18 protein-coding genes are annotated in these 20,008 nt (G+C 51.7%); all 18 read right to left on the reverse strand.

Translation table 11 applies throughout. The features are described from left to right. Nucleotides 1-23: 23 nt before the first annotated feature. Nucleotides 24-4,298: a PolC-type DNA polymerase III gene (locus KNP77_RS01665; protein WP_236633392.1), complete on the reverse strand. Its 4,275-nt coding sequence runs from the start codon at nucleotides 4,296-4,298 to the stop codon at nucleotides 24-26. Between the two features lie 94 nt (nucleotides 4,299-4,392). Beyond that, on the reverse strand, nucleotides 4,393-6,093 hold the full coding sequence (locus tag KNP77_RS01670; protein ID WP_214887984.1) for a proline--tRNA ligase: 1,701 nt from the start codon (nucleotides 6,091-6,093) through the stop codon (nucleotides 4,393-4,395). Nucleotides 6,094-6,124: 31 nt separating this feature from the next. After that, nucleotides 6,125-7,375: an RIP metalloprotease RseP gene (gene rseP / locus KNP77_RS01675; RefSeq protein ID WP_131440240.1), complete on the reverse strand. Its 1,251-nt coding sequence runs from the start codon at nucleotides 7,373-7,375 to the stop codon at nucleotides 6,125-6,127. 16 nt (nucleotides 7,376-7,391) lie between these two features. Further along, a complete protein-coding gene (gene dxr / locus KNP77_RS01680; RefSeq protein WP_214887987.1) occupies nucleotides 7,392-8,537 on the reverse strand; it encodes a 1-deoxy-D-xylulose-5-phosphate reductoisomerase in 1,146 nt (381 codons plus the stop codon). 13 nt (nucleotides 8,538-8,550) lie between these two features. Then, the gene (locus KNP77_RS01685; protein WP_214888001.1) at nucleotides 8,551-9,348 is read right to left on the reverse strand and encodes a phosphatidate cytidylyltransferase; all 798 of its coding nucleotides are present in this window, start codon (nucleotides 9,346-9,348) and stop codon (nucleotides 8,551-8,553) included. Between the two features lies 1 nt (nucleotide 9,349). Then, nucleotides 9,350-10,087 carry an undecaprenyl pyrophosphate synthase gene (locus KNP77_RS01690; protein ID WP_071399620.1) on the reverse strand — a complete coding sequence of 246 codons (738 nt, stop codon included), beginning with the start codon at nucleotides 10,085-10,087 and terminating at the stop codon, nucleotides 9,350-9,352. Between the two features lie 83 nt (nucleotides 10,088-10,170). Next, nucleotides 10,171-10,731 carry a ribosome recycling factor gene (gene frr / locus KNP77_RS01695; RefSeq protein WP_035385902.1) on the reverse strand — a complete coding sequence of 187 codons (561 nt, stop codon included), beginning with the start codon at nucleotides 10,729-10,731 and terminating at the stop codon, nucleotides 10,171-10,173. Further along, nucleotides 10,728-11,453 (reverse strand): UMP kinase, encoded by a 726-nt coding sequence (pyrH, locus tag KNP77_RS01700; RefSeq protein ID WP_071399619.1) that lies wholly within the window; start codon nucleotides 11,451-11,453, stop codon nucleotides 10,728-10,730. The genes frr and pyrH overlap by 4 nt, the downstream gene beginning before the upstream one ends. Nucleotides 11,454-11,562: 109 nt before the next feature. Beyond that, nucleotides 11,563-12,444, reverse strand: coding sequence for a translation elongation factor Ts (tsf, locus tag KNP77_RS01705; protein WP_214888004.1), 882 nt, complete (start codon nucleotides 12,442-12,444; stop codon nucleotides 11,563-11,565). A 120-nt stretch (nucleotides 12,445-12,564) separates the two neighbouring features. Then, nucleotides 12,565-13,305, reverse strand: coding sequence for a 30S ribosomal protein S2 (gene rpsB / locus KNP77_RS01710; RefSeq protein ID WP_021067146.1), 741 nt, complete (start codon nucleotides 13,303-13,305; stop codon nucleotides 12,565-12,567). A gap of 152 nt (nucleotides 13,306-13,457) precedes the next feature. Further along, a complete protein-coding gene (locus KNP77_RS01715) occupies nucleotides 13,458-13,817 on the reverse strand; it encodes a hypothetical protein (RefSeq protein ID WP_131489837.1) in 360 nt (119 codons plus the stop codon). A gap of 12 nt (nucleotides 13,818-13,829) precedes the next feature. Next, nucleotides 13,830-14,600 (reverse strand): FliA/WhiG family RNA polymerase sigma factor, encoded by a 771-nt coding sequence (locus tag KNP77_RS01720; RefSeq protein ID WP_035385905.1) that lies wholly within the window; start codon nucleotides 14,598-14,600, stop codon nucleotides 13,830-13,832. A 12-nt stretch (nucleotides 14,601-14,612) separates the two neighbouring features. Next, nucleotides 14,613-15,098 (reverse strand): chemotaxis protein CheD, encoded by a 486-nt coding sequence (locus KNP77_RS01725; RefSeq protein ID WP_131440252.1) that lies wholly within the window; start codon nucleotides 15,096-15,098, stop codon nucleotides 14,613-14,615. After that, nucleotides 15,091-15,690 carry a chemotaxis protein CheC gene (locus KNP77_RS01730; RefSeq protein ID WP_131465271.1) on the reverse strand — a complete coding sequence of 200 codons (600 nt, stop codon included), beginning with the start codon at nucleotides 15,688-15,690 and terminating at the stop codon, nucleotides 15,091-15,093. The genes KNP77_RS01725 and KNP77_RS01730 overlap by 8 nt, the downstream gene beginning before the upstream one ends. Continuing rightward, nucleotides 15,680-16,111, reverse strand: coding sequence for a chemotaxis protein CheW (locus tag KNP77_RS01735; RefSeq protein WP_016508282.1), 432 nt, complete (start codon nucleotides 16,109-16,111; stop codon nucleotides 15,680-15,682). The genes KNP77_RS01730 and KNP77_RS01735 overlap by 11 nt, the downstream gene beginning before the upstream one ends. A gap of 12 nt (nucleotides 16,112-16,123) precedes the next feature. After that, nucleotides 16,124-18,100, reverse strand: a complete 1,977-nt coding sequence (locus tag KNP77_RS01740; protein ID WP_131465273.1) for a chemotaxis protein CheA — start codon at nucleotides 18,098-18,100, stop codon at nucleotides 16,124-16,126. 19 nt (nucleotides 18,101-18,119) lie between these two features. Beyond that, nucleotides 18,120-18,959 carry a MinD/ParA family protein gene (locus KNP77_RS01745; RefSeq protein ID WP_070327481.1) on the reverse strand — a complete coding sequence of 280 codons (840 nt, stop codon included), beginning with the start codon at nucleotides 18,957-18,959 and terminating at the stop codon, nucleotides 18,120-18,122. Next, nucleotides 18,938-20,008 carry a flagellar biosynthesis protein FlhF gene (locus KNP77_RS01750; protein WP_131465275.1) on the reverse strand — a complete coding sequence of 357 codons (1,071 nt, stop codon included), beginning with the start codon at nucleotides 20,006-20,008 and terminating at the stop codon, nucleotides 18,938-18,940. Before KNP77_RS01750 ends, KNP77_RS01745 begins: the two co-directional genes overlap by 22 nt.

Here is a 20,008-nt window from a genome sequence, read left to right on the forward strand (position 1 = left end):
ATATTTTCCCGCTTTTTCGCAACTTACACCCCAAAATCAAAGAACGAAAGTTGGTTCTCGTCAGGCAGGCCTTCGAGACATTTCATCGTATCGAGCGTCTCGATAATCGTCTTCGACAATTTCGCCCGTTTCCGGAGATCCTCTTTTGACAAGAACTGACCTTCGGCACGCGCCTCGACAATCGCTTTCGCCGCGTTCGTCCCGAGTCCATCGACAGCGTTGAACGGTGGAATGAGCGTGTTGCCTTCAATCAAGAACTCGGTCGCATTCGAACGGTAAAGATCGATGTTTTGGAATTTCATGCCGCGTTCGAGCATCTCAAGTGCGAGTTCGAGCACGGTGTGAAGCCCTTTATCTTTCGCCGTGGCGTCGAAGCCTTTCTCCCGGATATCAGACATCGCCTTGCGGACGGCCTGAGACCCTTTGATCATCGCCGACAAATCAAAATCGCCGGCGCGGACCGTAAAGTATGTCGCGTAATACAGAATCGGGTGGTGCACTTTGAAGTAAGCGATCCGGACGGCCATGAGCACGTACGCGGTCGCGTGTGCTTTCGGGAACATGTATTTGATCTTCTTACAAGAAGAGATGTACCATTCCGGGACGCTGTTCTCCCGCATCTCTGACTCCATGTCGTCAGACAAACCTTTCCCTTTACGGACCGACTCCATGATCTTAAAGGCGAACGATGGCTCAAGTCCGGCATAAATCAAGTAGACCATAATGTCGTCACGACACCCGATGACGTCTTTCAGTTCACACGTCCCGTTATAGATCAACTCGTTCGCATTCCCGATCCAAACGTCCGTCCCGTGAGACAGACCTGAAATTTGGACGAGCTCTGAGAACGTGGACGGTTTCGTCTCTTCAAGCATTTGCCGGACGAACTTCGTCCCAAACTCAGGAATACCGAGCGTCCCTGTTTTTGACTCGATTTGCTCCGGTGTGACACCGAGCACTTCCGGTGACGAAAAGATTTTCATGACGGTCGGATCATCCGTCGGGATCGTCAACGGGTCGATGCCTGATAAGTCTTGGAGCATCCGGATGACGGTCGGGTCATCGTGTCCGAGAATGTCGAGCTTGAGCAAGTTGTCGTGAATCGAATGGAAGTCGAAGTGTGTCGTCTTCCATTCAGACGTTCGATCGTCGGCCGGATACTGGATCGGCGAGATTTCGGCGATGTCCATGTAGTCCGGGACGACGATAATCCCGCCTGGATGCTGCCCGGTCGTCCGTTTAACACCGGTGACACCCGAGACGAGACGATCGACTTCGGCGTTCCGGTAAATCTTGTCGTTTTCGGTCGCATAGCCTTTCACATACCCGTACGCCGTCTTGTCGGCAATCGTCCCGATCGTCCCGGCACGATAGACGTACTCTTCTCCGAACAACACTTTCGTATACGCGTGAGCATGAGGCTGGTACTCGCCCGAGAAGTTCAAATCGATATCTGGTACTTTGTCCCCTTTAAAGCCAAGGAACGTCTCGAACGGGATATCGTGTCCGTCTTTCGTATACCACGTCCCACACTCCGGACATTGCTTGTCCGGAAGATCGTACCCGGAACCGATCGACCCGTCATTAAAGAAGTGAGAGTGTTGACACTTCGGACAGACATAATGCGGTGGTAGTGGATTGACCTCGGTGATCTCGGTCATCGTCGCGACAAGACTCGACCCGACCGATCCTCGTGAACCGACGAGGTAACCGTCGTCGAGTGACTTCTTGACGAGTTTATGTGAGATCAAATAAATAACGGCGAAGCCGTGGCCGATGATTGATTTTAGTTCCTTCTCGAGCCGGGCCTCGACGATCTCCGGAAGCTCGTCCCCGTAAATCGAGCGGGCCATGTCATAACTCATATTACGGACCTCGTCATCCGCCCCTTCGATTTTCGGCGTATACAGTTCATCCGGGATAATTTGAATCGCTTCGATCTGGTCGGCGATCGCGTTCGGATTCGTGATGACGATCTCCCGTGCGAGCTCGTCACCTAAAAATTTAAACTCTTCCATCATTTCTTTCGTCGTCCGGAAATGGGCATGAGGCAACTCTTTTCTCGTGTTAATGAAGTTGGCCCCGCCTTGCGTCCGGATCAGGATTTCGCGATACGACCGATCTGTCCGGTCCAAGTAATGGACGTTCCCGGTCGCACAGACCGGAAGTCCGGCTTGCCCTGCTACGCGAATGATCCGTTTGATGATGTCACGAAGTTCAAGCTCGTTCGCGACGATCTCTTTATCGATCAAATGCATATAAAGTGCCGGCGGATGAATCTCGATGAAGTCATAAAATGCCATCATCTTCTCGAGCTCTTCGTCCGACTTGTTCAAGGCGGCGTCAAAGATCTCGCCGTTGTCACACGCCGAGCCGATGAGCAGCCCTTCTCGGCGCTTCTCGATCTCAGAGCGCGGCATCCGAGCCATCCGGAACAAATAGTCGATGTGCGACAACGAGATCAACTCATACAAGTGGCGCAATCCTGGCTTTTTCGTCTTCGCGTAAACCGTCGCATGAAACGGACGGATCTTCGAGACGTCACTGCCGACTTTCGCGTTCAGTGACCGATGCGTCTGCATCTCGAACATCTGTTTCGCCAAATCGAGCAACTTCATGAGCAAGTACGCCGTCGCCTCGGCATCATAGATGGCCCGGTGATGCTGCGTCAATTCGATATCAAACCGCTTGGCGAGCGTGTTGAGACGGTGGTTTTTGAGCGTCGGTAAAATCGTCCGGGCCAGTTCAAGCGTATCGATGACCGGATAATCGTCCGGCTCATGTCCTCCGCTTCGGAGCGTCGCCTCGAGAAAGCCCATATCGAACGAGGCGTTATGAGCGACGAGAATCCCGTCCCCGCACCAGTCGACGAACTGTTTCGCGATCACTTCCGGGTCAGGCTGTCCGTGGACCATGTCATCCGTGATCCCGGTCAGTTCGATCGTCGTCGCCGAAAGTTGATGTTTCGGGTCGGCGAACGCTTCGAACCGGTCGATGATCTCACCGTCTTTAATCTTGACGCCGGCGAGTTCGATGATTTTGTTGTAGACGGCCGACAGACCGGTCGTCTCGACGTCGAACACGACGTACGTCGCCTCGTCGAGCGAGACGTCGGTCGGATGATACGCGACAGGCACGCCGTCATTGACGACGTTCGCCTCGACACCGTACAAGATTTTAATGTCGTTCTTTTTCCCGGCATAATAGGCTTCCGGGAACGATTGCACACCGGCATGGTCGGTGATGGCGATGGCGCGATGACCCCACTTGGCGGCCCGGGCGACGAGCGCCGACACGTTCGTGACCGCATCCATTTGGCTCATCTGTGTGTGGGCGTGCAGTTCGACACGTTTCTCCCCGGCCCATTCGTCACGCTTCGGTTCGACTTTCACTTCTTGGAGCTGCGACGCCATCATGCACAGTTCGCGCATGAAGCTATCGTCTTCGACCCGTCCGGCCGCTTGGATCCACATGCCTTTTTTGACGGCACTGAGCATACGGTCGTCATCATCGTCACGTGCGAACACTTTGACGATGAGCGAATCGGTATAATCGGTCATCTTGATCGTGAATAGCTTCTTCCCGCTCTTCAACTCTTTCCGTTCGGCTGAAAACACGAGTCCACGGATGGCGACACGGCGTTCTTCTTCGATGATCGTCTTGATCGGGACGATCTCGTCTTTGATCAAGGCGCCCATCCGCACTTCCGTGATCGGCTCATCGTTCGTCTCGGTCGCTTTGGCGAACTGGGCCGCGAGTGCGAGTTTCGCCTGTTCGATATCTTCTTGGACGACTTGTTCACGCAACGCCTGATTCGCTTCCGCGTCTTCTGAGAAACTCGCTTGGCACGGCTTTTTCATAAACCCGTAAGCACTGTAGAGCGCTTGAACTTCTTGGCACAGCTCTTTATCGACGTAGCTCGCCTCAGGTGCGGAGCGGACGGGAATGAGCAACTTGTTTTGCTCGAAGCGCGGTTTGACAGTTGCGAAATAGCTTCGCATCGCTCCCGACACTTGACTGAGCTCACTGACGATGCGCGGCCAGTAGTCGATATAATCCTGCTCGCTTCCACCTGTCTCTGTCGTAAAACGAGCGTACACTTCATCGGCAAACGTCGCATACCGATTCTCGACCCGACTCATGAACAATTGATAAACCTCATATGGTAACACTTGGCGGATCTTGAAATAAAACGTCCACGTCCGTCGTTGCTTATTGACGACAAGACGCGATAGTTCCGCTCCGTCGAACTGATCACTCTCTGTCGTGATCCCGAGATCCGTCAACAGTAATTGCATCTTTTGATTTGCTTCCACGGGTAAGTCGTCCCCCCCTTTTATATGACAATGTCGAAAAATGAAGGTGACGGCAAGAAACCGTCACCTTCATCGATCAATGCGTCTCGTTGAGCTGCGCGACAATCACTTGCGGCAACTCTTCTACCGTCGTTTCAATCACTTCGCCCGTAGCACGGACTTTCACTTCGACGATGCCTTCGCCGGCTTTCTTCCCGACGTTGATACGAATCGGCAAGCCGATCAAGTCAGCGTCGGCAAATTTAACGCCGGCCCGTTCTTTGCGGTCGTCGTACAATACATCATACTTCGACGATAGTTCATCGTAAAGTCGATTCGAAAGTTCGAGTTGCGTCTCGTCTTTCGCGTTGATCGCGATCAAGTGCAGATCAAACGGTGCGACACTCTTCGGCCAAACGATGCCGCGGTCGTCGTGGTGCTGTTCGACGATTGCCGAAAGCGTCCGCGAGACACCGATGCCGTAACAACCCATGATGAGTGGTTCCGCCCGGCCTTCTTCGTTCAAGAACGTCGCGCCCATCGCTTCTGAGTAACGCGTGCCGAGTTTGAACACTTGACCGACCTCGATCCCACGTGCGAACCGGACTGGACCAGATTCGTCTGGTGCCAAGTCGCCTTCGACGACGAAGCGGAGGTCATGATACGTCAAGTGCGACAAGTCGCGTTCTGCATTGACGTGCATGAAGTGCGTGTTCGCAACGTTGGCGCCACATACCGCATCGACTAAATATTTAACGGCGTAATCCGCGACGACTTTGACCGGTGCGTTGATCGGTCCGAGCGTTCCTGGTTCACAGCCGAACAATTCAATGATCTTCGACTCGTCTTCCATTTGGATGTCGAGTCCGCCAAGGGCGTTCTTCACTTTGACATCGTTCGCTTCGTGATCGCCGCGAACGATCGCCATGACCGTCTCGCCGTCGACGTTGAACAACACCGACTTGATCGTCGTGTTCGTCTCCACGCCCAAGAATCGCGCCACGTCTTCGATCGTCTTATGCTCTTGCGTATCGACTTGCTCGAGCTCGAGCGCAACACCAGCTTGCATGTCGTAACGGTCAAGCGTTTCCGCCATCTCGATGTTCGCCGCGTATGACGACGAGTCCGTGTAGACGATCGTATCCTCACCGATTTCGGCGAGCGCCTGGAATTCGTGCGTGTCTTTCCCGCCAATCGCGCCTGAATCGGCCACGACCGGACGATACTTCAAACCGGTGCGGTCAAAGATGCGCGAATAAGCGTTGTACATATTGTCGTACTCTTCGTCCAAATCAGCCTGTGTGGCGTGGAACGAGTAGGCATCTTTCATCAAAAACTCACGTCCGCGTAATAATCCGAACCGCGGACGACGCTCATCGCGATACTTCGTCTGAATCTGGTACAAGTTGACCGGTAACTTCTTATACGAGTTCAACTCGTCACGGACGATCGACGTGATCAACTCTTCGTGAGTCGCTCCAAGTGCGAAACGGCGGTCATGACGGTCCGTCAAACGCATCAGTTCAGGTCCGTAGATGTCCCAACGTCCCGTCTCTTCCCATAGCTCCGCTGGTTGGATCGCCGGCATGAGCAGTTCTTGCGCCCCGGCCCGGTTCATCTCTTCACGGATGATCGTTTGAATATTTTGTAACACACGATGACCGAGTGGTAAATAAGAGTAGATCCCCGCTGCATTTTGTCGAATAAATCCACCGCGCACGAGAAGTTGATGGCTGACAGCTTCAGCGTCAGCAGGAACCTCTCTCAAAGTAGGCATAAGCAATCTCGATTGTTTCATAAATATCAACGTTTCCCTTCTCTAACACAGTCTATTTGAAAAATGATTGGATATCGTTCCAAGTGACGATGAGCATGAGCAGCATAAGCAGGGCAAATCCGATAAAGTGGACGAACCCTTCTTTTTTTGGATCGATCGGTCGACCACGCACTGCCTCGAACAACAAGAAGATGAGTCGTCCCCCGTCAAGCGCCGGAAGTGGCAACAAGTTGAAGATCGCCAAGTTGACGGATAAAAGTGCCGTCCAGTTGAGCAACATGATGAAACCGCTCGCCGCCACTTCGTCGGTCATGCGGACAATCCCGACCGGACCTGCGAGTTGATCGACTCCGACTTGGCCGGTCACTAAATCACCGACCGCAGAGAAAATCAATGTCGACATCGTCCACGTCGTCTCAGCTCCTGTTGTGAACGCTTTTGTCGGTGATCGCTCGAGCGCATTTGTCACGCCAAGGATACCGACCGTCTCGCCATTTTGTTCGACTGCTTGAGGTGTCAGCGTTACCGTTTGTTCCTCACCCGCCCGAATATAGGTCACCTCGGTCGGTGTATCGGCACGATCGGCCAAAACCGTTCTCAGGTCGAGCCAGTTATCAATCGTCTCACCCTCGATCGAGACGATTTCGTCTCCGGTGACGAGACCGGCTTGATCAGCCGCCGAATCCGGTTGTACCGTCCCGATTTGACCGTCGTCTGTCGGTGTGCCTTGCACGAGACCGACAATGACGAGCAAGACGAAAGCAAGGACGAAGTTCATGGCCGGGCCGGCTGCGATCGCGAGCACTCGCTTCCAAACTGATTGCGCTCCGAACGTGCGGTCGTACGGTGCGATTTGAATCTCCATACCTTGATCGACGAGAAGTGTGTCGCGCTCGAGTGTGTACACCCGCACTTCTTCGTCGACGAGCAATTGAATCTTCAATTCACGGATCGAATCGAACTTGTCGACCGTTCCGACGACGTGTACATCCGTCGCTTGGTCCGGTTGGAAATAGACGCGGTCGACTGTGCCAGCGCTCGTTAACCGGAGCCCGACTTGTTGACCGGCCTTCACTTCGATCGGCTCGAAATCCTCACCCGCCATCTTGACGTAACCACCGATCGGCAATAAGCGAATCGTATAGAGCGTCTCATTCTTTCGGAACGAAAAGATTTTCGGTCCAAACCCGATTGCAAATTCATGACAGAGAATCCCTGCCCGTTTCGCCATGACGAGGTGTCCCCATTCATGAACTGAAATGAGCACCCCAAACATCAAAACGATGGCGATAAAAGTTTGCATGATCTATTTCCCACCTTCACTTTCGTTGCTGAATTTGTTCACGAACCGATTGATCGACTTGAAGGATCTGCTCAAGTGTCGGTTCTACAATGACTGTATGTGCATCCATCGCTTGCTCGACGATCGATTCAATCTCGACGAACGCAATCTTTCCGTTCAAGAACAAATCGACAGCCGTTTCGTTAGCCGCATTCAACACGGTAGGCATTGAACCACCTTGACGACCTGCTTCATACGCTAGTCGAAGAGCCGGATAGCGATCTAAATCGGCTTCCGCAAAATGGAGCGTCCCGATTTCTCTCAAGTTTAACCGCTTGTTCCCTTCGATTTCAAGCCGTTTCGGGGTAGAGAGCGCATAGAGGATCGGTCCCCGCATATCGGGGTTTCCGAGTTGCGCCATGACTGCGGCGTCTTTAAACTCGACCATCGAGTGAATGATCGACTCCCGATGGAGCACCACTTCAATATCATTATAATCGATATCGAACAACCAGTGCGCTTCGATGACTTCGAGCCCTTTGTTGAACATCGTCGCCGAATCGATTGTGATTTTTGCACCCATCGACCAGTTCGGATGATTGAGCGCTTCTTCGACGGTCACGCTCGCTAATTCAGCGCGTGTCTGATCACGGAAACTTCCGCCCGAGGCCGTCAAAATGATTTTTGAAACGTCCTCGCGACGTTCTCCGTTCAGGCATTGATAGATGGCCGAGTGTTCACTGTCGACCGGAAGCAAACTGACGCCGTGCTCTTTGACGGCGGCCATGACGAGATGTCCGGCTGTGACGAGCGTTTCTTTGTTCGCCAAGGCGATATCTTTACCGGCTTTAATGGCGGCAAGCGTCGGCTCTAAGCCGACTGCCCCGACGACGGCCGTGACGACCACATCGGCCCGCTCAGCGGTCGCACATTCGATCAACCCTTCGAGTCCGATAAAAAAGAGTGGTTCGTATGTAAGGCGTGGCTTGAGCTGTTCGAGTACCTCGATCGTTTTGGCTGATACGTATTTCGGGCGAAGGCGATTGATCCATTCCTCGGCTACCTCGACGTTCGTTCCGAACGCGTACGCCTCAAGTTCAAACAAGTCGGGGTGCTGCTCGATCACGTCGCACGTCTGTACGCCGATCGAACCAGTCGCCCCGATTAAGCTGATTCGCTTCATCTTGACACTCCTTTTATAACAAATTGAAAATCCAAATGACGGTGAATACCGCGATCATACTATCAAACCGGTCTAAAATGCCACCATGTCCCGGTAATAGATGTCCAGAATCTTTTACGCCAAACTGACGTTTGTACGCTGATTGTACCAAATCACCAAGCTGGCCGACGACAGAAACGACAACCGCTAAGACGAGCACTTCGACGAGCGGTAGGACCGGTTCGATCAAGACATAGACGACACCGACGACCACAGCTGAAACAATACCGCCGACAGCTCCTTCAATCGTCTTGTTCGGACTGATCGAGGGCCACAGTTTCGTCTTGCCGATGGCTTTCCCCGTGAAATATGCACCCGAGTCGGTCGCCCAAATGATAAATAAGACGAGCAATACTTTCGCCAGCCCGTCTTCAGACAGACGGACGAGGGCAAAGCTTGAAAACCCGATAACGAGATAAACAGCCGAGACGAAATAAAAACTCGCATCTTCATATGTGAAACGGTTTTTCGTGACGACCGTCCAAAAAAGAAGCAACATTAATCCGAGCACCATCCATTGACTCGTCGAAATCGGAAGGTCACTCGTCAACAACTGCCGTTCTAAAAGCATCATGACGAACGGGAACGCTACGAGCAACGATGTAACTAAAAACGGAAAAGCTGTCAGCTTATGCTTGCGCATCATCGTAAACTCGCTCAAGCCGATCAAAGCGAGCACGCCCATCAAGATGACGAACGGGCTGCCGCCAAGGGCGATCAAACTGACAAAAATAGCGCCGGCCCAAAGTCCGGTAATAATTCGTGTTTTCATCTCACACCCCACCAAACCGGCGTGTACGTGTATTGTACGCTTCGATTGCTTCGACGAAGTGCTCACGCTTGAACTCGGGCCACAATACGTCTGTGAAGTGGAGTTCGGCATACGCCCCTTGCCAGAGCAGGAAGTTCGATAACCGTTGTTCACCGCTCGTCCGAATGATCAAATCGACATCTTGCATATTCGTCATGAGCCGCTCTCCGATCATCGACTCGTCGATTTCATCCGGATTGATGTGTCCGGCCGATACGTCGCGCGCAATGTCACGCATCGCTTGGATGAGTTCGTCACGGCCGCCATAGTTCAACGCGAAGACGAGGTCTAACCCTGTGTTCGTTGCGGTGCGCGTCCGCGCTTCATCGACTGCCTCGCGCGTTCCACGTGGTAGTTTCGACACGTCACCGGCGACGAGCACTCTGACGTTTTGTTCGTCGAGTTCTTTTAAGTCAGTCTCTAAAAATTGCTTCGGCAACTTCATCAAAAAATTGACTTCTTCTTCTGGACGCGTCCAGTTTTCAGTCGAGAAGGCGTAAAGCGTCAGCGACTTGATACCGAGCTCTTGAGCCGTCCGGACTGATTCACGGACCGATTTCATCCCTTCCCGGTGACCCATGATGCGCGGGAGCCCACGTTTCTTCGCCCAACGGCCATTTCCGTCCATGATGATGGCGACGTGCTCGGGGATGCTCAATTCCGCCTCAGTCTTCGTTTTAGGATTCACCCATTTAAACATAGTCTATCCTCCTGATTGTATGAAAGAGGGACCCTTTCAGTAAAAGGGTCCCCACACAGCTTTTTGGTATACCACTTCCGTGATTATACTTCCATGATCTCTTTTTCTTTGACCGCTGCAGACTCATCAATCTTTTTGATGTAAGAATCCGTTAACGTTTGAACGTCGTCCGCGTAACCGCGGAGGTCGTCTTCTGTCAAATCACCATCTTTTTCAAGCTTCTTCAAGTTCTCGTTCGCGTCACGACGAACGTTACGAACCGCAACTTTCGCTTCTTCCGCATACTTCTTCGTGATTTTAACGAGTTCTTTCCGGCGCTCTTCCGTCAAGGCAGGGATCGCTAAACGGATGACTGTCCCGTCCGAAGATGGCGACAGACCGAGATCCGCTCTTTGAATCGCTTTCTCGACTTCCGTTACGAGCGACTTGTCCCAAGGTTGGATCAACAAAAGACGAGCTTCCGGCGTGTTGATGTTCGCTACTTGGTTGAGCGGCGTTGGCACACCGTAGTAGTCGACTTGGACCGGGTCCAAAATCGATGCACTGGCGCGTCCGGTGCGGAGCGTCCCAAAATCACGTTTTAATGATGTATGGGCTTTAACCATCTTTTCTTCAGCCGTTTTCATAACTTCGTTTGCACTCATGAATTGATTCCTCCCACTACCGTCCCGATATGTTCCCCGAGAACGACACGTTTGATATTTCCTTCTTCAAGCAATGAGAATACAATCAGCGGAATATGGTTGTCCATGCATAGTGACGTCGCTGTCGAGTCCATGACTTGGAGACCGTCTTTTAAGACGTCCAAGTATGTGAGTGACTCGTATTTGACCGCATCCGGGACAAGTTTCGGGTCTGCCGAGTAGACGCCATCGACGTTGTTTTTCCCCATTAAGATGACGTCAGCTTCGATCTCGGCTGCCCGGAGCGCTGCTGTCGTATCTGTCGAGAAGTATGGGTTACCCGTCCCTGCTGCAAAGATGACGACCCGGCCTTTTTCAAGGTGGCGCATCGCCCGGCGGCGGATATACGGTTCAGCAACTTGACGCATTTCGATTGATGTTTGGACGCGGGTTTGGACACCGTGTGTTTCGAGGCTGTCTTGAAGTGCAAGCGAGTTAAGTACAGTTGCGAGCATGCCCATATAATCGGCATTGGCCCGGTCCATACCGAGTTCGCTTCCCGTCTTTCCGCGCCAGATGTTTCCGGCACCTACGACGACCGCTACTTCGACGCCCATGGCGACTAACTCTTTAATCTGTCCAGAAATCGAGTTGACGATTGCCGGATCGATTCCGTATCCTTGATCTCCTGCGAGCGCTTCTCCACTCAATTTTAACACAATTCTCTTATATTTCGGTTCCATACTTTGCCTCCTCATGCTTGAAAAAAGGGAACACGCTCCCTTAACGAACTAACTCAAGGTTATACAGACGTGTTCCCAATTTTAATTGCATCATCATACATGACGCAGATTATTTTTTAAGTTGGTTCATTACTTCTTCAGCAAAGTTTTCTTCGCGTTTTTCCATACCTTCTCCAACTTCGAAACGTACGAACGAGTTGATACGGCCGCCTTTAGACTCTACGTATTTTCCAACTTTGAAGTCAGCGTCTTTGACGAACGCTTGGTCGACGAGGCAGATTTCTTCGAAGTACTTGTTCATGCGTCCCGCGATCATCTTCTCGACGATGTTAGCAGGTTTGCCTTCGTTGATTGCTTGTTCAGTCAAGACTTTCTTCTCGCGCTCTGCTTCTTCAGCCGAGACTTCGTCACGTGTCGCGTAAAGTGGGTTAGCTGCTGCTACGTGCATAGCTACATCTTTCGCTACTGACTCATCTGTCGTGCCGTCGATGACGACGACCGAACCGATGCGTCCGCCCATGTGAAGGTAAGTGCCGAATACAGCGTCGTCCGCTTTTTCAAGAACAGCGATGCGACGGAGCGAGATTTTCTCTCCGATTGTCGATGCTTCTTCTTGAATGTGAATCTCAAGCGTTTTACCAGCCACGAATTCAGCAGAAAGTGCTGCTTCAACTGTTGTCGCACCTGAAGCGAGAACTGCTTTCGCCACGTCGCTTACGAGTGTTTGGAACTTCTCGTTTTTAGAAACGAAGTCCGTCTCTGAGTTGACTTCGACGAGAGCAGCTTTGTTGCCTTCAACCGCTACTGCTGTCAAGCCTTCAGCTGCGATACGATCGCCTTTAGCTGCTGCTTTAGCAATCCCTTTTTCACGAAGGAAGTCGATTGCCGCTTGCATGTCACCGTCTGTTTCCACGAGTGCTTTTTTGCAATCGAGCATACCTGCTCCTGTTTTTTCACGAAGTTCTTTTACCATTGCTGCTGTAACTGCCATCGGAAATTCCTCCTTGTAAAACTTACATTTTTTTAAAATAAAAGCACTAGGCTTCGAATAGACTATTTCCTAAAAAAAGGTGATAAAAGGCTTTCCCTTTATCACCTGTTGTCTAACTGATTACTCAGCTTCTGTAGCTTCAGCTTCTGGAGCTACAGCTTCTTCAGCAACTTCTTCTTCGCCTTGCTTCGCTTCGATGATCGCATCAGCCATCTTAGAAGTGAGCAATTTAACCGCACGAATTGCATCGTCGTTCGCTGGGATAACGTAGTCGATTTCATCTGGGTCACAGTTTGTATCGACAATCGCAACGATTGGGATGTTCAATTTGTGAGCTTCTGCAATCGCGATCCGCTCTTTGCGTGGGTCAACGATGAAGAGAGCGTCAGGAACGCCTGGCATATCTTTGATTCCGCCGAGGAACTTCTCAAGACGTGTCATTTCTTTTTTCAAGATGATGACTTCTTTTTTAGGAAGTACTTCGAACGTGCCGTCAGCTTCCATTTTCTCAAGTTGCTTCAAGCGGTTAATACGCTTTTTGATTGTTGAGAAGTTTGTGAGTGTTCCACCCAACCAACGCTCATTGATGAAGTACATACCTGAACGGAGTGCTTCTTCTTTGATTGTATCTTGAGCTTGTTTTTTCGTACCTACGAAGAGGACGTTTCCGCCTTCTGCCGCGAGTTCACGAACGAAGTTGTAAGCTTCGTCTACTTTTTTAACCGTCTTTTGAAGGTCGATGATGTAGATTCCGTTACGCTCCGTGAAGATGTATTTCGCCATTTTTGGGTTCCAACGACGTGTCTGGTGACCGAAGTGTACACCAGCTTCGAGCAATTGCTTCATTGAGATTACTGCCATGATAAATTTCCTCCTTGTGGTTTAAAAAAGTCCTCCGCCTCGTTCATCGTTGTACTCCGACCTTTCGGCACCGAGGAATACCATCCCGAGACGTGTGTGATGTGTTTAACACCGAAAATTACTATAGCACATGTCGCCGAATCCGGCAACTCTCACTTTTGTCGAAGTTTCGCATAAAGCGCCACTTCGCCTTCCCCTTTTCCGAGGAGACGTGCCGTGTCGCGGACTGAATGACGGAGCAACACCTCTTCGACGCTCGGGTTAACCGCGCCGTCTTCAGACGTTTCAGTTTCTGTCTCGGCGATTTCAGCCGAGGTCGGTTTTGACGATTCAGGCGCGTCGTTTTTCACAACATCGCTCATCGATTCCATGAATGACAAGAGCAACGCCTCTGTCTCGCGTTTCTCGCTTTCGAGCCGATTGACGCGTTCGTTCAATGTTTGGATCTGCCGGAACCCGATCAATAGACCATAGGCAATCACGATCCCCGCGATCATCAACACAAAAGTCATCCCTTCACCTCCTCACGATGTCTTCTCTTCTAGATACGAACGGCCTAGCGCCTGTTTGAGTGTCTTTAACGCCTTCGAATGAATCTGTGAGATGCGGGAAGTCGATAATTCTAACACTTCCCCAATCTCCGTCAATGTCAACTCGTCAAAATAAAATAACGAGACGACAAGACGTTCTTTTTCAGACAGATGATCAATCTCGGTCGTCAGCACGTCGACTAACTCGCGTTGCAATAACGTGTCTTCCGGTTTTTCCGAATCGGGGTCAAAGTACGTGACCGACATGACTTTTCCTTCTTCTTGGAGCGTCACCGCCTCGTCAATCGACAACATGTTCGCGAAATACCCTTCCGCCATCGCCTTTTCGATATCAGCGATCGGAAGCGCGCACGCGTCGGCCAATTCTTCTTTCGTCGGGGCACGGTGCAGCTTTTGCTCGAGTTGTTCGGCGACATGGTCAATCTTCTTCACGCGCTCTCGTACCGAGCGCGGCAGCCAATCGATTTTTCGAAGTCCGTCGATAATGGCACCCCGAATCCGAAAAGCTGCATACGTATCGAATTTATTATTATGTTCCGGATCATATTTCATGAGGGCATCGTACAATCCCATGTAACCCAAACTTTTCAATTCGTCGCGTTCGACGCTCTTTGGGAGCGTCACGATCATTCGTTGCACGTGATAATGGATCAGAAATTCATAATGTGATAATAATTCATTTGCCGTATCCATATCGCGGTCAGTATTCCAACGATCCCACAACTGGGTAAGCTGAGTCGTCATGTCGATCCCCCCTTATAGTTCTTTTGTTCCGATACTCACTGTCCGAATCGATAAGACGCATGTTGCCACGTCAAATTCAATCGTTCGTCCGTTATGCCCACCACAATCCTCGGCGATTAGCGGGATGTGATGTGCTTTTAAAGCGATGCGGATTGCTTCGGCATTTCGTTCCCCGATGCGCATCGCCGCGTTCTCATATTTGAATTGAAACATTTGGGCCCCACCGGCCATCTTGGCTTGAAGGCGTCCTGCCCCGGCCCGTTTGAGTGACTCGACAAGAGCATCGATGGCCGTATCCGCATATTTCCCGACTTCGATCGTCTGGTGTTTCCTTGCGATCGCCGAATCTGGAAGCATGACGTGTGCCATCGCCGCCACTTGCATCCGGGCATCATACAAGATGACACCGACGCATGAGCCGAGTCCCGCCGTGCGGAGCCGGTTCGGTGCTGTCGTTTGCTTCCACTCGGCAATCCCGATTTTAAGAACTTCAGCCATGGCCAAGCAACCTTCGTTGAATCCGATCTAGCGAGCCGTGCGTCGGTAAGAAGAGCACGTGCCCGGCACTCACCTTCTCGTCAATCATGAACGTCGTGTCGATATAGAGCGCGGCATCTTCTTCAGGTTGAACGGACGTGACGACAAACTCGACGATCGATCCGGCCATATCAATCGCGGTCGCCGGCACTTGAATCATGATCGGCGTATTGAGCCAGTCGCCTAACGCTCGCGCGTAAGCCCCGCTCATAATGTTACCGATCTCTTCCCACGCCGATTTACCGAGCTCGTTGTTCGATTGGAACGTGAACGGTGAGCCGATCAGCGAAGCCACCATACTCTCCGCATCATCCACCGGGAACATGATCAGGATCATGCCACTGATCTCGCCTCCAAGCTCTAACAGGACGGAAGCCACATGGCGCTCCGGACCACCGACGCGGTCCGGTAAATATGTGATCGGTTCCATTTCAGCAGACGATACCGTGATGTTGACCGGCTTGGCGAGCAGTGTCGAGAGCGCGGTCGCCGCATGTCCAGAACCGATGTTCCCAAGTTCTTTTAACAAATCTTGTTCAAATTCACTCAGCATGTTGGTCCTCGAACAACGCGTTCGCATCGAGAAGCGAGAACAGCTTGTCCTCACCTTTAGCGATCGCCGTCAAGTGTGCCGAGTGCATCTCGTGGCTCGAATCCGGAATCGGTTCGATCCGGACTTCATCGCTCTCGACGACTTCGTTGGCACGATCGACGATAAAACCAGCATCGCCTTGATTCAAAGAAGCGATCAAAATCCGTGTCTCGTCTGTCGGTGCGATTTCTTCATAACCGAGGCGAAGCCTGAGGTCGATGACCGGTGTGACCACACCACGGAGGTTGATGACACCCTTCACGTGTGTTGGTGCGTTCGGCACCCGGGTGACAGGTTGTAACCGTTCAATCGAACGGACTGATTGGACATCGATTCCGTACGTGTTCGATGCGAGTGAAAACACTACCCATTTTTGTTCCATCTTTCTTCCTCCTTAAAAGAGATCGTTGCTGTCTACGATGAGAGCGACCCGTCCATCTCCGAGAATCGTTGCCCCCGAAATAGCCGGAATGCCTTCGAGATACGTCCCGAGCGGCTTCATGACAATCTCTTGTTGACCAATCAAGTCGTTCACGACGACTCCGACGAGTTTATTACCTTTACGCACGACGACGACCGGGAACTGTGATTTTGTTTCCGAATCGATCCCGAAAATTTCTTTTAAATAAACGAGCGGGACGAGTTGTCCGCGGAAATCGAAGACACGTTCGCGATGGGCCGTCAGGATGTTGGCTTCATCGAGCAATGTCGTCTCGAGAATCGATGACAACGGGATGGCATACGTCTCGTCACCCGCTTGGACGAGCATCGCTGAGATGATTGATAACGTGAGCGGTAGACTGACTTGGAACTTGGTTCCTTGTCCGACCACGGTCTCGAGCGTGACGACACCACCGAGCGATTCGATTTTATTTTTGACGACGTCGAGTCCGACGCCACGACCTGATAAGTCTGTGACAACGTCTGCCGTTGAGAAGCCCGGTGCAAAGATGAGCATCGCGAGCTCGTTGTCTGTCATCGACGCCGCTTCTTCGGTCGTGATGACACCACGTTCGAGCGCTTTCGACCGAACTTTATCGACATTGATTCCCGCTCCATCATCTTCGATCTCGATGAAGACACGGTTACCGCCATGGTAAGCACGGAGGGCGAGTCGCCCTTGTTCCGGTTTGCCGGCTTGGACGCGTTTGTCAGGAAGCTCGATGCCATGATCGATCGCGTTGCGAATCAAGTGAACGAGCGGATCACCGATCTCATCGATTACGGTCCGGTCGAGTTCCGTGTCAGCTCCTGAGATATCGAGTTGAACTTTTTTATGAATGTCTTTCGCGACCGAGCGGACCATCCGTGGGAACCGGTTGAACACTTGCTCGATTGGCATCATCCGTAACGTCAACACGAGTGATTGCAGTTCGTTCGTGCCACGTTTGATTTTCTCGACCGTCTCGTTGAGTTCAGGCTGTCCGACCTCGTCGGCAAGGCGTTCGAGGCGGCCGCGGTCGATGATGAATTCTTCAAACAAGTTCATGAGACGATCGATCCGTTCTAAATTGACGCGAATCGTCTTCGCTTGAGCGACAGCTTGTTCTTTCGGTTCTTCTGCTTCTTGCGCTTTCGGTTTTATTTCTTGCACCGCTACCGCTTCTGCACTCACAGCAATTTCCGGCTCGCTCTCGCTCACGCTCGTAAATACCGAGACGTGAACTGTTTCAACTTCCGACACTTGCGAGACGGCGTGTTCGATGACTGCAGCCGTCTCTTGTGACAAGAACAAGACGTCAAACGACAAGTCGAACTGTTCTTGCTCAATCGCTTCCGTCTCAGGGTGGGTCCGGACGACTTCACCGAGCTCTTGGAGCCGATCAAACACCATGTAAGCCCGGGCTGCTTTTAAGACGACGGCATCCGATAACTTAACATGAAGTTGGAACGCCTCAAAACCGGTCTGTTTCGCTTGTTCGATGACCGAATCCGCATACAAGTCGACAGTAAACACCGACGACTCTTCCGCCGCAGCGATTGTTTGTTCCTTACCTCCGATAAACGACTGGAATGCCGAAACCGTCGCTTTGACGTCGACGTTCGTACCAGTTCCACCCGTCTCGATGTCGGCAATCATCGCTTCAATCTGTTCCATCGCGATAAACATCGTATCAAGCAACAATTGGTTGCTCTCTTTTTTGCCTGACCGGACAAGGTCAAGGGCACTCTCCATCTCGTGTGTCAAATTGGCCACGCTTTCGTAACCCATCGTCGCCGACATCCCTTTGAGCGTATGGGCCGAACGGAAAATCTCTTGAACCGCTTCAGCGCTAGCCGTCTGCTCAAATTTCATCAACTGTGTGTTGACCGATTGGATATGCTCTTGTGACTCATCCAAAAACAACCCTAAGTATTCGTTCACGTCCATCTATATTGCCTCCCTGTCGTTAGACTCGCTTCCACTGTTGCCGCAAATTCCCAATCAACCGATCCATGAAGTGCCGTGGCTTCGGTGGTGTTCCGGTAAGCGTTGTCAAAATACGCTCGAGCCGCCAGCTAATATCACTCTTTCGGTCAAATTGGTAAAACGGGACTTGGGCGATGACCGCTTTCCTTACAGAAGCGTCATCTGGTAAAAAACCAAGGAACCGAATCGGTTTATTCAAAAACTGTCGGCATGCGACTTCCATCCGTTCGTAACACTGGAGTGCTTCTTCCCCCGACTGCGCCCGATTGACAATGACCCCGATCGGTAAATCTGGACTTTGACGATGCACGAGTTTCGTGTACGCGTAACCATCCATCAGCGATGTCGGTTCTGGGGTCAGGATGAGAAACATCTCGTCACATCCTTCAATGAATCGTAACGATGTGTCCGTTGCTCCTGCTCCCATGTCAAACAGTACGTAATCATAAGTCGTTAGCACTTCAAGTTCACGCATTAAAAATTGCATGTCTGCTTCTGAGAATTGAACTAATGTGTCAAGTCCACTTCCTCCATGTAATATATCGACACCGTGCACGTCTTTCTGAACCGAAGACGCAAGCGGAGTCCGAGTTTTCACAGAATCGACCATCGTTTTAGACTGCGCCGCATTCAAAAGAATGTGCACGTTCGCCATCCCGATGTCGAGATCGACGATCAAGACACGCTTTCCGAGTTCGACGAGCCCGATTGCGGTGTTCACGCAGACGTTCGTCTTGCCGACGCCGCCTTTTCCGCTCGCGAACGCGATTGTCGTTGGTGCGACATCCGTCTTCGCTCTTAAACGCCTTGCTTGGTCCATCGTGTCCACCCTTCCTTCTCAAGCATCTTTTGCGTCAAGATGTCTGGGTCGCCGGCGACCATATCGTCCGGCACTTCCTGGCCGTCTGTCAGCCAAGCGACGGGGAGTCCGCTCTCGCGCACCATCCGATACATCGCGTGGATATCACTCGTCTCATCCGCTTTCGTGAAGATGAGCGACCGGAGCGGCAACTTTTCAAACTGTCGGTAAATCAAATCCATGTCTTTCATTTTCGACGTCAGACTGAGCACGAGTGACAAGCTCGTCTCCGAGAAGTCGTGATGGTTATGAAACTGTTCGACGTACGCCTCATCGCGGAAATTACGTCCGGCCGTATCGATCAAGACGATATCTTTTCTTGCAAACAGTTGTTTCGCCCGTTTAAAGTCGTCAAAGTCATAGGCGACCTCGACGGGGATATTTAAAATCTCGGCGTACGTCTTCAGCTGTTCGATCGCCGCGATCCGGTACGTGTCGGTCGTAATCAAACCGACCGACATCCCTTGGTCGAGCTTATAGTGGGCGGCAAGCTTCGCGAGCGTCGTCGTCTTGCCGACACCGGTCGGACCGACGAGCATGACGTAGCGCAACGCATCCGGGACCGGTAAAAAGGAACTGCGGATCTGGTCATAGACGTATTGCTCGACGACCTCTAGCGATTTAGTCGTATAGTACAGTTCGTTGATTCGCTCTTCCCACGATTCATTCGTGAACGACTCAGACGCTAAGAGCGACTCGATATGGGTCAGACCCGCTGGCAAACGTCTCTTTTCAGGAACAGGCGTCACCGGTTGTGGAGTGGGTGTAGGTGCAGGAATCGGCTTCGCCTTTGCTTGTTTCGGCTGCAGTTTCGGCTCGGTTCGAGGCTTGACCGTTAGCGGCGCTTTCTCGAGTGCGGCAATCACTTCAACTTCTTGTGAAGCGAACAACCCGAACCACCCTTTCTTGACTTGGCGAGAATTTAAGATGACAGCCTCGTCGCCGAGCTCTTGTTTCACTTTCGCCATCACTTCGGACATCGTCTTGCCTGTATATTTTTTAATTTGCAT

Origin of the sequence: Exiguobacterium sp. s142 (assembly GCF_018618455.1) — a bacterium.
Lineage (GTDB): Bacteria > Bacillota > Bacilli > Exiguobacteriales > Exiguobacteriaceae > Exiguobacterium > Exiguobacterium aurantiacum_A.